This window comes from Flavobacterium sp. TS_SC_5 (assembly GCF_056156265.1).
Map to the genome: position 1 here is coordinate 2,129,299 of NZ_CM149588.1, position 13,004 is coordinate 2,142,302.

At 36.4% G+C, this 13,004-nt stretch carries 10 protein-coding genes; 2 read left to right on the plus strand and 8 right to left on the minus strand.

Annotation, left to right across the window (positions count from 1 at the left end; translation table 11 throughout):
• Nucleotides 1–139: 139 nt before the first annotated feature.
• The 5 genes from secA to AC0J6S_RS09500 all read right to left on the minus strand — a co-directional run bounded on the left by secA (nucleotide 140) and on the right by AC0J6S_RS09500 (nucleotide 6,568).
• On the minus strand, nucleotides 140–3,481 hold the full coding sequence (secA, locus tag AC0J6S_RS09480) for a preprotein translocase subunit SecA (RefSeq protein WP_474953588.1): 3,342 nt from the start codon (nucleotides 3,479–3,481) through the stop codon (nucleotides 140–142).
• A gap of 85 nt (nucleotides 3,482–3,566) precedes the next feature.
• Entirely contained in the window at nucleotides 3,567–3,788 is a 222-nt protein-coding gene (locus tag AC0J6S_RS09485; RefSeq protein ID WP_007138072.1) for a DUF2795 domain-containing protein, read from the minus strand.
• A gap of 162 nt (nucleotides 3,789–3,950) precedes the next feature.
• The gene (locus AC0J6S_RS09490) at nucleotides 3,951–4,520 is read right to left on the minus strand and encodes a cob(I)yrinic acid a,c-diamide adenosyltransferase (protein ID WP_474953589.1); all 570 of its coding nucleotides are present in this window, start codon (nucleotides 4,518–4,520) and stop codon (nucleotides 3,951–3,953) included.
• Nucleotides 4,521–4,858: 338 nt separating this feature from the next.
• Nucleotides 4,859–5,716 (minus strand): ATP-grasp domain-containing protein, encoded by an 858-nt coding sequence (locus tag AC0J6S_RS09495; RefSeq protein WP_474953590.1) that lies wholly within the window; start codon nucleotides 5,714–5,716, stop codon nucleotides 4,859–4,861.
• 165 nt (nucleotides 5,717–5,881) lie between these two features.
• Complete coding sequence (locus tag AC0J6S_RS09500) at nucleotides 5,882–6,568, minus strand: ABC transporter ATP-binding protein (protein ID WP_474953591.1); 687 nt, start codon at nucleotides 6,566–6,568, stop codon at nucleotides 5,882–5,884.
• A 359-nt stretch (nucleotides 6,569–6,927) separates the two neighbouring features.
• Between AC0J6S_RS09500 and AC0J6S_RS09505 the strand changes: the two genes are divergently transcribed.
• A complete protein-coding gene (locus tag AC0J6S_RS09505; protein ID WP_474953592.1) occupies nucleotides 6,928–7,596 on the plus strand; it encodes a hypothetical protein in 669 nt (222 codons plus the stop codon).
• Nucleotides 7,597–7,654: 58 nt separating this feature from the next.
• Here the strand turns inward: AC0J6S_RS09505 and AC0J6S_RS09510 are convergent, their stop codons facing one another.
• Nucleotides 7,655–8,446: an O-methyltransferase gene (locus AC0J6S_RS09510; RefSeq protein ID WP_474953593.1), complete on the minus strand. Its 792-nt coding sequence runs from the start codon at nucleotides 8,444–8,446 to the stop codon at nucleotides 7,655–7,657.
• A 176-nt stretch (nucleotides 8,447–8,622) separates the two neighbouring features.
• On the opposite strand from AC0J6S_RS09510, the gene AC0J6S_RS09515 reads away from it, so the two are divergent.
• A complete protein-coding gene (locus AC0J6S_RS09515; protein WP_474953594.1) occupies nucleotides 8,623–10,170 on the plus strand; it encodes an SDR family NAD(P)-dependent oxidoreductase in 1,548 nt (515 codons plus the stop codon).
• Nucleotides 10,171–10,352: 182 nt separating this feature from the next.
• Here the strand turns inward: AC0J6S_RS09515 and AC0J6S_RS09520 are convergent, their stop codons facing one another.
• Nucleotides 10,353–10,904 carry a hypothetical protein gene (locus AC0J6S_RS09520; protein WP_474953595.1) on the minus strand — a complete coding sequence of 184 codons (552 nt, stop codon included), beginning with the start codon at nucleotides 10,902–10,904 and terminating at the stop codon, nucleotides 10,353–10,355.
• A gap of 197 nt (nucleotides 10,905–11,101) precedes the next feature.
• The gene (locus AC0J6S_RS09525) at nucleotides 11,102–12,964 is read right to left on the minus strand and encodes an ABC-F family ATP-binding cassette domain-containing protein (protein WP_474953596.1); all 1,863 of its coding nucleotides are present in this window, start codon (nucleotides 12,962–12,964) and stop codon (nucleotides 11,102–11,104) included.
• Nucleotides 12,965–13,004 lie beyond the last annotated feature (40 nt).

A 13,004-nucleotide genomic window follows, 5' to 3' on the forward strand; every position in this document is an offset into this window, starting at 1 on the left:
AATCCTGAAAATGATTGAATAAAATAAAAAGATCCTGAAAATGAGATCCTGAAATGAATTCAGGATAAAAATTCAGGGTAAAAAAAATTCCCCACCTACTTTCGTAATTGGGGAATGTAATAGTAAATTGAAACGGTTATTAGTTCACGATAACCCATTGTCCTGAAGCAATTAGGCTTTCGGCTTTTTTGTATTTCATTTCTTGTATTTGTCCGTTGGCCACGTTTTGAATCGTTACGTTATCATTGCGATTAATTTTTGGCATATCTCTCACGATAGTTTCGGTAACTTGACGTTGTTGCGTTTCTCCAGCCTCACGGTTTGCAGCTTCGCTACTTACGATTTCGTCTTTTGAAGTCGTGTAATCTTCTACCGGAGCAACTTCTTTTGCTTCTTGAATTTGTTGGTTTTCCTGTGCCGGTAAATCCCCTTTGAACAAGAATGAAATTACCTCTTTATTGACATTGTCAATCATGGCTCTAAACAAATTGAAGGCTTCCAGTTTGTAAATTAGCAATGGATCTTTTTGTTCGTGAACTGCTAATTGAACCGATTGTTTCAATTCGTCCATTTTACGCAAGTGTTTTTTCCAAGCTTCATCTACAATTGCTAAAGTGATGTTTTTCTCGAAATCAGCCACTAATTGCGCGCCTTGAGTTTCATAAGCGGTTTTCAAATCAGTAACCACATTCAACGATTTTATTCCATCCGTAAACGGAACAACAATGCGCTCAAATTGGTTGTTTTTATCTTCGTAAACACTTTTTATGATTGGGAAAGCTTCTCTGGCGCTTCTTTCCGTTTTCTCTGTATAATAGTCTAAAGTTGCTTTGTACACTTTTCCTGTTAACTCCATTTCACTCAACTTCGTGAACTCACTTTCGGTAACCGGTGATGTGATCGAGAAATAGCGAATCAATTCAAACTCAAAGTTTTTGAAATTGTTAGTCGCTTTGTTTTGTCCAATGATAAGTTCGCAGGTGTCATAAAGCATGTTGGCAATATCCAATTTCAATCGCTCTCCGAACAAGGCATGACGACGACGTTTGTATACTACTTCACGTTGTGCATTCATAACATCATCATATTCCAATAAACGCTTACGAACTCCAAAGTTGTTTTCTTCTACTTTTTTCTGAGCACGTTCGATAGATTTAGTCATCATAGAATGTTGAATCACTTCGCCTTCCTGCAATCCCATTCTGTCCATCACTTTAGCCACTCTTTCAGAACCAAACAAACGCATTAAGTTGTCTTCAAGAGAAACATAAAACTGAGAACTTCCAGGATCACCTTGACGTCCTGCACGACCACGTAACTGACGGTCTACACGACGGGAATCATGACGTTCCGTACCTACAATTGCTAATCCACCAGCGGCTTTTACTTCGGCAGATAATTTAATATCGGTTCCACGACCAGCCATGTTGGTTGCAATAGTTACCACTCCAGGTTTTCCGGCTTCTTCAACAATTTGTGCTTCTTGTTTGTGCATTTTTGCATTCAAGACATTGTGTGCAACACCTCTCATTTTCAACATTCGGCTTAATAATTCTGAAATCTCTACAGAAGTCGTACCAATAAGAACCGGTCTTCCTGCTTTAGACAATTCAGTTACGTCTTCGATTACGGCATTGAATTTTTCACGAGTGGTTTTATAAATAAAATCCTCTTTGTCTAATCTTGCCATTCCTCTGTTCGTAGGAATTTCTACAACGTCTAATTTATATATTTGCCATAACTCGCCTGCTTCCGTAGAGGCCGTTCCAGTCATTCCTCCCAGTTTGTTGTACATTCTGAAGTAATTCTGTAACGTTACGGTTGCAAATGTTTGAGTTGCAGCTTCGATTTTTACATTTTCTTTGGCTTCAATCGCTTGGTGCAATCCGTCAGAATAACGACGACCGTCCATGATACGACCAGTTTGCTCGTCAACAATCATGATCTTGTTGTCCATGATTACATATTCCACATCTTTTTCGAATAATGCGTAGGCTTTCAAAAGTTGTGTTAATGTATGAATACGCTCGCTTTTTACACCGAAATCCTGAAACAATTTTTCTTTTTCTTCAGCTTCTGTGTCTTTATCTAATTTTTTCTTTTCGATAGCGGCGATTTCAGTTCCAATGTCTGGAAGTACAAAAAAGTCGGCATCAGTATCTCCAGAAAGGTATTGAATTCCATTGTCAGTCAATTCTACCTGATTGTTTTTTTCTTCAATAACAAAATACAATGCCTCATCAATCTTGTGCATTTCTTTTTTGTTGTTCTCCAGATATTGATTTTCAGTTTTCTGAAGCAATTGTTTGATTCCTTCTTCACTTAAAAATTTAATCAATGCTTTATTCTTTGGTAACGCTCTGTAGGCTCTTAATAATTGAACGCCACCTTCTTTAGTTTTTCCTTCCTTGATTAACTTTTTTGCTTCAGATAAGAAACCATTAGCCAATTGTCTCTGAATACTTACTAAGTTTTCAATTTTTGGTTTCATTTCCATGAATTCATGACGGTCTCCTTGCGGAACCGGACCTGAAATAATCAAAGGAGTTCTGGCATCATCAATTAATACAGAATCGACCTCATCGACAATCGCAAAATTGTGTTTTCGCTGCACTAAATCCTCAGGCGAATGCGCCATATTATCTCTCAAATAGTCAAAACCAAATTCATTATTGGTTCCGTAAGTGATATCTGCATCGTAGGCTTTTTTTCTTCCTTCTGAACTGGGTTGGTAGTTGTCAATACATTCCACAGTCATCCCATGAAATTCGAATAAAGGCGCTTTCCAGGTACTATCTCTTTTTGCCAAATAATCATTCACAGTTACTAAATGCACTCCGTTTCCAGTCAACGCATTTAAGTAAAGCGGTAAAGTTGCTACCAATGTTTTTCCTTCACCAGTTTGCATTTCAGCTACTTTTCCTTCATGCAAAACCATTCCGCCAATTAATTGTACGTCATAGTGAATCATGTCCCAAGTAATTTCTTTTCCTGCAGCACTCCATGAATTCGCCCAGATAGCAGTATCACCATCTAAAGTGATGTAACTTTTTGTTGCGGATAATTCACGGTCTTTTGAAGTTGCCGTTACCACGATTTGCGTGTTGTCTTTGAAACGTCTTGCTGTTTCTTTAACCACTGCAAAAGCTTCCGGTAGAATTTCCATCAATGTTTTTTCCGAAATATCGTAGGCTTCTTTTTCAAGAGCGTCAATGGCTACATAGATATCTTCTCTTTGGTCAATATCTACAATGCTTTCCACTTCTTGTTTCAGAGCTGCAATTTTCGCGTCTTTTTCCAAACGAGCTTCTTTTATTTTGTCTTTAAAAAAGATCGTTCTACCTCTTAGTTCATCGTGTGATAATACTTTAAGAGGTTCTTCGAAAGTTTTTATTTTGTTGAGATAAGGTTGTAAAGCTTTGACATCTTTTTGTGACTTATCGCCAACAAAGACTTTAATAATACTGTTTATGAAACTCATGATATGTTTTTATTTCTAATTGTGTAATTCTGTAAATTTAAACCAAAAAAAAGCCTCTTTTGAGACTTTTTAATTGGTTTACCTTTTAATATTCATCCTCATTCCAAAGATAATCTTCGTCCGTAGGATAATCTGGCCATATTTCTTCCATTGATTCATATATCTCGCCTTCATCCTCAATAGATTGAAGGTTTTCTACTACTTCTAATGGAGCTCCTGCTCTAATAGCGTAGTCAATAAGTTCGTCTTTGTTAGCAGGCCACGGTGCATCACTTAGATAGGATGCTAATTCTAATGTCCAATACATCTGTTGTCGATTTAGTTTTGTGCAAAAATATATTTTTTACTGAAAGATACAAGTAAAAAATGATATATTTTTAGTTAAAGTTAAGAACGTTTTATTTAGTTTAAAGTTTTAGGTTTAAAGTTTAAAGTTTTCGTACTAAAAACTACAACTGTAAACTGCTAACTATTTCCTTGGAATCCATTGAACCTCGGCAGCGTTCAAATCATGAGACAACTTTCGTGCCAACACAAAAAGGTAGTCAGAAAGTCGGTTTAAGTACTTGATTGCGATTTCGGCAACGGGTTCATTGTGGTTTAAATGGACCGCTAAACGCTCTGCTCTTCTACAAACACAACGTGCAATATGACAATATGACACGGTAGTATGTCCGCCTGGAAGTACAAAATGAGTCATTGGCGGTAATGCTTCTTCCATAGCATCAATTTCATTTTCTAATAGCTCAATATCAGATTCTATAATTCCCAAGTTTTTCAAACGAAGTTCCCCGTTTTTCATCACTTCTTTTTCCGGCGGCGTTGCTAAAATAGCGCCAACAGTAAACAAACGATCCTGTATTTCGATAAGAATTTCTTTATAATGCACATTCATTTCCTGATCGCGAATCAGACCAATATGGGAGTTCAATTCGTCAACGGTTCCATAACTTTCTATGCGGGCATGGTCTTTTGGAACTCTGGTACCACCAAAAAGTGCTGTTGTTCCCTTATCCCCAGTTTTTGTATATACTTTCATTTTGATTTTAGGTTGGTGATTAACGATTTTAGATTGCAGATTTATTGTTGTGAATAAAAACATAAATCTAAAATATAATTATTGAATTCAAGCTGCAAATGTAACTAAGCAATAAGAATAAAACAATGTCGCATTTTTTTACCATATAAGTCATATAAGTTTAATTTTAGTTGAGTTTATGTAACTTAAATATTAATAAGGTCACTTAAGGTTTAATGCTTACATGACTTATATGTTTAATGGTAGTGCATACATTCAATAGTACGATATTAAACTCGTTTAACTGCTCATGAATTCAAACATAAGAGTTAATCAATGCTGTTTTTAAGTATATAAAATTAAGCTACTAATTCCACTATTTCTGCAACAAACCATTCCATTGCGTTTTCACTCAAATTGAAATATAGATCGGGTTCAATGCATTCAATTTCCATTAGATAAAGTTCGTTGTCAATCAGAATTCCATCTACACGGGCGTATAAAAGTTCTTCCTGAAAAGTATCGATTACTTTTTGGGCTTTCTGAATCATTTCAGTGCTGGGATAAACCAAAGTATATTTCCCTCCAAAAAGTGATTGTACTCTGAAATCTCCCTCAACAGGTTTTTTGTTCACTGCGTGAGAGAATTTTTTGTTAAAAAAGATGAAAGAAGTTTCACCCAATGTTTGAATCTCGGGCATGAATTCCTGTAAAAGCAACTCTTTCTCAGCAGCGATACTTTTATATTTCTCGCTTATTGCTTGAATTTCGGAAATTTCGAAAACTTCGGTAAGATAGGAACCTGCAGAAAATGCTGGTTTTATAACCGCTTTGTTCCAATGTGCGGGAATCAGTTCTGCCAGATTGAGAGTGTTTGTTTTGTCAATGAAAACGGTTGGCAAAATGGTAATTCCTTGCTGCTCCATGTCACGCAAATAGAACTTATGGATGTTTTGCTTGATGATTTCAATAGGATTCAGCGTTTTAATTCCTAGTTTTTCTATTTGGTCGAGCCAAATTTTAAACTCGGTTTCTTTCTCGAAGTAGTCCCATGTATTGCGAAAAATTAAATAATCAAAATCAGTCCAATTGATGCTTTTGTCACTCCAGAAAGCCGCGGTGGCTTCAATATTATGTTTGGCCAAAGCCGGAATAATTTTTTGATCTTCGGGATTTAAGTCGGGAAGTTTTTCGCAGGTTAGTATAGCGATTTTCATTTTTTGGAAAGGTGTTTTTTGGAATTGTAGACGCAAATGTAATTTGGATTTCCTAGCCCGGATAACAGTGGAAATCCTTTTCTACAAGCTTTCAGCCTTTTGTAGGCGGGAAGCTTGTAAGAAAAGATTGTAACGGATAGCCGGAATAAGCTCCTGAAAAGAAAATTATTTTGTAGTGTCGCTTTCGATAAGTCCGTCACGCAAACGGATGACTCTGTGCGCGTACTCGGCGATTTCCTCCTCGTGCGTCACCAGAATTACGGTGTTGCCATTAGCGTGGATGTCTCCAAAAAGTTTCATGATTTCAAGCGATGTTTTGCTGTCCAGATTTCCGGTAGGCTCATCGGCAAGAATGATAGATGGTTTGTTGACCAAAGCGCGGGCAATGGCTACACGCTGGCGTTGTCCTCCTGAAAGCTGATTGGGCTGGTGGTCCATTCTGTCGCCAAGATTTACTTGTTCTAGAACTTCGGTGGCGCGTTTGTTTCGTTCGGATTTAGAAAAACCGGCGTAAATCATTGGTAAAGCCACATTGTCTAATGCAGTTGTTCGGGGTAAAAGGTTGAAAGTCTGAAAAACGAATCCTATTTCTTTGTTTCGAATTTCAGCTAATTCATCATCTTTCATCTGGCTGACGTCTTTTCCATTTAGAATATAACTTCCGGAAGTTGGTGTATCCAAGCAGCCTAAGAGATTCATCAAAGTCGATTTTCCTGATCCTGAGGGCCCCATTAATGCTACATATTCTCCTTTATTTATTTCTAAATCAATGCCTTTAAGAACATAAACGATTTCATTTCCAAGAACAAAATCTCGTTTGATATTGGTTATTTTGATTAGCGGGTTTGCCATTAGAATATATGATTTTTGACCTTCAACTGTGCGAAGGCTGCTATTAAATTAGATCTTAAAAGTACAAAAACTTTTGAATTATCAATAAGTAGTCATTTTTTAAATTTTGTTACACTTTATCTACATTGAAATTTTGACGCTTTAAGAATGTTCTTCTTGTAAGCGCGAAATTTGTATTTATTTATATATAAAAGACGCATTTGTTTTTTTACACAATTTCAATCTCAATTTGTATAATTCACACTTTTATATTTTTTATTTCACAATTATTTAAATAAGTTATATAATTATTGGTTAAATATTGATTATTGTGTAATGTTATTTACATTTGTTTAATAATTTTTAATCAAATTGATATTATGAAAAATACAAAATTAGTTTTAGGATTAGCGGTAATAGCTATTGGATTTACATCTTGTAAAGATGAAAAAGCGGAACAGGCAGAGAAGAAAGTTGATACTTATGTAATGTATGTAGATTCATTAGGTAATGTAACAGCCGAAGATGCAAGAGAAAATTGGGAAGGAATTGAAGCATCGTACCAACTAAGAAGTGGAGAAGCTGAAGCAGCTATTGCGGACCTGAAAGACAATACAGAAGCACAAGCTCGTCTTGATGCAAGTAGAGTAAAATATGAAGCTTTGAAAGCTAAAATTGAAGCTGAAAATGCGGCGGCACAAGTAACTGCACCAAACACGAAACAACAAATGAGAAATACCTTATTTGGTGAAGGAAAAATGGGTGAAGATATGAACTTTAGTTGGGTAAATGCAGCCAATATCCATAATGTATACCAACAATTTGTACATACTGTTGAAAATAATAAAGATAAATATTCTCGTGAAGACTGGGATGAAATCAAATTGATGTATGAAGCATTGGACAGCAGAAAAAACACTGTTGAAAAAGAAGGTTTATCAGCAGAAGACAACAAAAAAATTGCGGGTCTTAAAGTGAAATTTGCTCCAATGTATACACTGAACAGAATGGGAGCTAAATCAGAAGAAATGAAAAGAGCTAAAGAATAAGGAATTAGTTATTCTCTATTAAAAATGACAGCCAGAGATGGCTGTCATTTTTTTTACGTTATATTCTAATGATAAAATGCTCTTTGGGTTGCTCTCTTCTGAAAAATACCAATCCCCACTGAAACGTATCAATAGTTACGGTCACATTGGGATGTTTTTTGATTATTTTCCATGCTTCTTCCATTTCCTGTGACCAATGAATGTCATCGAATATCCAAACGGTTTCGTTGGTAATCGTAGGTAGCAATAATTCGAAATAGTCTAGCGTTGCTTTCTTGGAGTGATTGCCGTCAAAATAGATAAGTTTGAAGTTTGAAGTTTGAAGTTGGATGTCACCCAAAAAACTACTAAATTCAGTTACGATTGGATTTACATTATCGAAATGGAACAATTGTAATTGACTTTTTGCAATTGCCATTGTGTTGGGACAACCTTCCAGCGTTGTGATTTTTGCTTTTATCCCGACGCTTCGGGACCCTATAGAAAGGGCAGCAGTCGCTAATCCTAATGAAGTTCCAATTTCTAAAATACTGTCCGGCTGAAAATAATGGGTAATTCTGAATAATAATTCGGCACGTTTTGGGGAAATTCCGGCCATTTTTGCAATCTTAGTGATACTTCTGGTATTCGATTTAAAAACTTTCGAACCCGCACCAAAATCAGTGACTTCAATTGTATTATTGTTTGCTAAAAGCGAATTTCTGTACCTTTTTAAAACAGTATATTCCGGTTTTGATTTTTTATCATAGAAACATTTTGTCAATAAACTAAACACAAACGGGGAATGGACTGCGTGCTCGTTTTTTGAGTGCCAAAGGAATTGTAAATACGATTTTATTTGGAATAACATAAAGATAATTGCAAAGTAGGCGCGAAGATAGTAAGATATTAGCCGAAAGTCAAAATGCAATAGTATCATCTTCACGCTTGGATTTTCGACTTTATGACTTTGAAACTTTCCGACTTTAAAAAGGCTATCTTTGCGCCCGTGGAATTTGAAGAAGAATAATATCCATTTTTACGATAATGATTGAACAAATAGAACATAAAAGTGCCATAAGCGCGGAAGAAATTGACCGATGCATCGCTATTTTGGCACAATTGAATACTGATACCGACCAGATATTTGATATCCCAAAAGAACAACGAACGGCTTTAATCAAGGCGGCAGGAATGTTTTCCAGACCCGACCGTGATGAGCTTTCCCGCAGAAAGAAAGACGGAAAAGTGGCTGCTAAACGCAAAATGGAAAAACGCGACCGAACTGCCCGAAAAGAAACCGGAATTCGGCATGCGCGTGAAGCGAGTGTTTTTATGGCGCCAAAATTATTGGCTTACAATGATCTTGTGAACAAAGAACAATTAGAACTGGAAACTCCCCGAAACTGTTACGTTTGTAAAACCGAGTTTACTAAAATGCACCATTTTTATGATACGATGTGCACGGATTGTGGTGATTTTAATTATGCCAAACGTTTTCAAACCGCAGATGTAAAGGGGCAAGTGGCCGTAATTACAGGTTCTCGCTTAAAAATTGGGTATCACATTACGTTGATGTTGTTGCGTGGTGGAGCAACCGTTATTGCAACGACTCGTTTTCCGGTGGATTCGGCTTTGCGTTTTTCTAAGGAAGACGATTTTATGGATTGGGGACATCGTTTGAAAATTCACGGATTGGATTTACGTCACATTCCCAGTGTGGAGATTTTTTGCAACTTTATAGAGCAAAAGTACGAGCGTTTGGATATTCTAATCAATAATGCGGCCCAAACCGTGAGACGTCCTGCAGGATTCTACACCCATTTAATGGAAAATGAAGAGCGTTCTATTTCTTCTTTGCCGCAGCAAGCGCAAGAATTATTGCTGGATCATACCAATTGTTTGGATGAATTAAAAGTATTGACAGCGGGCGCTTCCTCTAATCAAAATATGCCGGTGACTTGGCACGGACCAGAACCTGGAATTGGGTTGCGGGCTTCCGCCAAATTGTCTCAGATTCCGTATTCGTTTGACAATGCGCTCGTGGCAAATGAAGTTTTTCCTGAAGGAGAACTTGATGCCGATTTGCAACAAGTGGATTTACGAAAAACTAACAGCTGGCGTTTGCGATTGGGACAAATAGAAACCACGGAGATGATTGAAGTGCAGTTAGTGAATTCAGTGGCGCCTTTTGTGTTATGTAACCGCCTTTCGGAAGTAATGAAGAAAGAGAACACCGGAAAAAAACACATCATCAATGTGTCGGCAATGGAAGGGAAGTTTCACCGCTTTTTCAAGGAAGATCGTCATCCGCATACAAATATGGCCAAAGCCGCCCTGAATATGCTGACACATACTTCTTCTGGAACTTTGGCAAAAGACGGCATTTTTATGAATGCTGTTGATACCGGTTGGGTAACCGATGAAGATCCTGCAGAATTAGCCAAAAGAAAACAGGAAGAAGAAGATTTTCAGCCGCCACTCGACATTGTAGATGGTGCGGCACGAGTTATGGATCCTTTGTTTGACTGTATCAATACCGGAAAGCATTGGTGTGGAAAGTTCTTGAAAGATTACAATCCGATTCCTTGGTAGAAAGCCCCCTAACCCCCGAAGGGGGAATTAAAAAATCATATAAATATAGAAAAACCACAACAGAATTAGATTCTGTTGTGGTTTTTTTATGATTACTATTGTGGGCGCAAAGTCAGAGACATTTGCACAGCCTAAGTAAGAACTATCGTATACTTCGAAGAGCAGGGAAGTATTCCCCGCTTTTATATAATTCTGAATTTATATTTTGAATCTAAATAAGCAAGACTAAACATTAATATCGTAGAGATTGTAAATGTCAAAAGGTTTAATGAAAATGAAAATTTATTTTGCTTTGAAATTCGGAAAACTAAGAATAAAAGAAAAATAACCACGATTGCTGAAAGCGTGTATAAATTTAAATCTAAAGCCAGACTAATTCTTCCTTCGTCATTTGGTTGGAATCGATTTGCCCAACCCGCTCCTAATCTCATAATAAAGGGTAAAAATAGAAATGGATAAAGCATTACATTTTTATACTTTTTAAGGATAAAGAAAAACGTGATCCCTTGAATGATTGTAAATATAGGTCCTGAAGCACTTGTGGTTATTTGTTGAATTTTAGATAATTCAATTGTTGAATCTTTTAAAGCAGCGCCATTAAGTGTAAATCCGGCTTTATATCCCAATAATTCATAGGATATCCAATGGAACATTTCGTGAAAAAAGAAAGTAAGTAAAGTTGCCAGAATTAAAATTCCGATATATTTTGTTGTTTCAAAAGAATTTAATTTCATCCTATTTTTTTTTAAATGTATTCAATTATTCTTACAAACCATCGAAATAATTTTTTAACTTTTGAAATTTTTTCACTAATTTGAAATAGTATTTTCGAAAAAACAAACCCCAACATTTTTAGCGTTACCACTAAAAGTGTTGGGGTTGTAAATTGTATAAAATGTGTGCTTCTATTCCCCCTTCGGGGGTTAGGGGGCTATCCTTCTATCTTAGCACTCAGCTCAAACCATCTTTCCTCTTTTTCTTCAATTTTATTGATAATGTTTCTCAATTCGTTCGCTTTCTTTTCAATGTCAGCCTCTGCAATTTTCCCATCTGAGAATAATTGTTCGATATTCACTTTCTGAAGCTCTAAATCCTTGATTTCTTTTTCTGTTTTCTGGAATTCTTTTTGTTCGTTGAACGTCAGGTTTCCCGTTGGATTGTTTTGTTTCCAGTCTTTCTTTTCGGCTTTGTTTTCTTCTTTTTGCGCTACGTCTGTACTGTCTTCGTAGGCTCTAAAATCAGAATAGTTTCCAGGGAAATCTTCAACTACACCATCACCTCTAAAAATGAACAAGTGATCCACAATTTTATCCATGAAATACCTATCGTGAGATACTACTACCAAACAACCAGGATAATCCAAAAGAAAGCTTTCCAAAACATTTAACGTAACGATATCCAAATCATTCGTCGGCTCATCCAAAATCAGGAAGTTCGGATTCTGAATTAAAACTGTACACAAGTACAAACGTTTCAATTCTCCACCACTCAATCGGTCCACAAAATCATATTGTTTTTTAGCATCAAATAAGAAACGCTCTAACAATTGCGAAGCCGAAATTAATTTTCCTTTCATCAACGGAATAAATTCTCCGTATTCCTTAATCACATCAATTACACGCTGACCTGGTTTTGGGTTGATTCCGCTTTGTGTGTAGTAACCCACTTTTATTGTTTCACCAATCACTACTTTTCCACCATCAAGTGGCAAAGTTCCGGTCAATAAATTCAAAAATGTCGATTTTCCGGTTCCGTTTTTTCCGATGATTCCAATGCGTTCGCCACGTTGAAAATCAAAACTGAAATTATCCATGATTACATGATCCTTGAATTTTTTAGAGATTTTGTGAAGCTCGATGATCTTGCTTCCCATGCGTTCCATATTAATTTCAAGCTCTACTTTATTTTCGCGACGGCGACTTTGTGCTTTTTCCTTTATGTCATAAAAATCATCCTGACGCGATTTCGATTTTGTCGTTCTCGCTTTTGGCTGACGACGCATCCATTCCAATTCTTTTACAAAAAGATTCTGCGCTTTATCCACACTTGAATTTTCAGATGCGATGCGTTCTTCTTTTTTCTCTAAATAATACGAGTAATTTCCTTTGTATTGGTATAGTTTTCCATTGTCTAATTCGATGATTTCATTACAAACACGCTCTAGAAAGAAACGGTCGTGCGTCACCATAAACAACGTAATATTTTCTTTGGTAAAATAGCTTTCCAGCCATTCGATCATCTCTAAATCCAAGTGATTCGTAGGTTCATCCAGAATTAATAAATCAGGACGATTGATCAAAATGATCGCTAGTGACAACCTTTTTTTCTGTCCACCCGAAAGATTTTTTACTTTCAGTTTGAAATCTTCCAACTTAAGTTTGAACAAAATTTGCTTGTATTGCGTTTCAAAATCCCACGCATTGTGTTGATCCATTCCGTCAAAAGCTTTTTGGTAGGCTTCTTCATCTTCCGGATTTTCTAATGCTTTTTCGTAGGCTTCAATCACTTTCAACGTCTCATTATCCGACGCGAAAATGCTTTCTTCAATCGTCAATTCTTCCTGCAAATTATTGTTTTGCGAAAGAAACGCCATTTTGATTCCTTTTCTCAATACGACTTGTCCGGTATCTGATTCTTCCAAACCATTAATGATACTCATAATAGTCGTTTTTCCAGAACCGTTTTTGGCTATGAAGGCAATTTTTTGATCTTTATTGATTCCGAACGAGATGTCTTTAAAAAGAGTACGTTCACCAAAAGATTTCGAGATATTTTCTACAGAAAGATAATTCACAGGGCTAAATTTTTTGCAAAAGTAAGCTATTAAATGACGA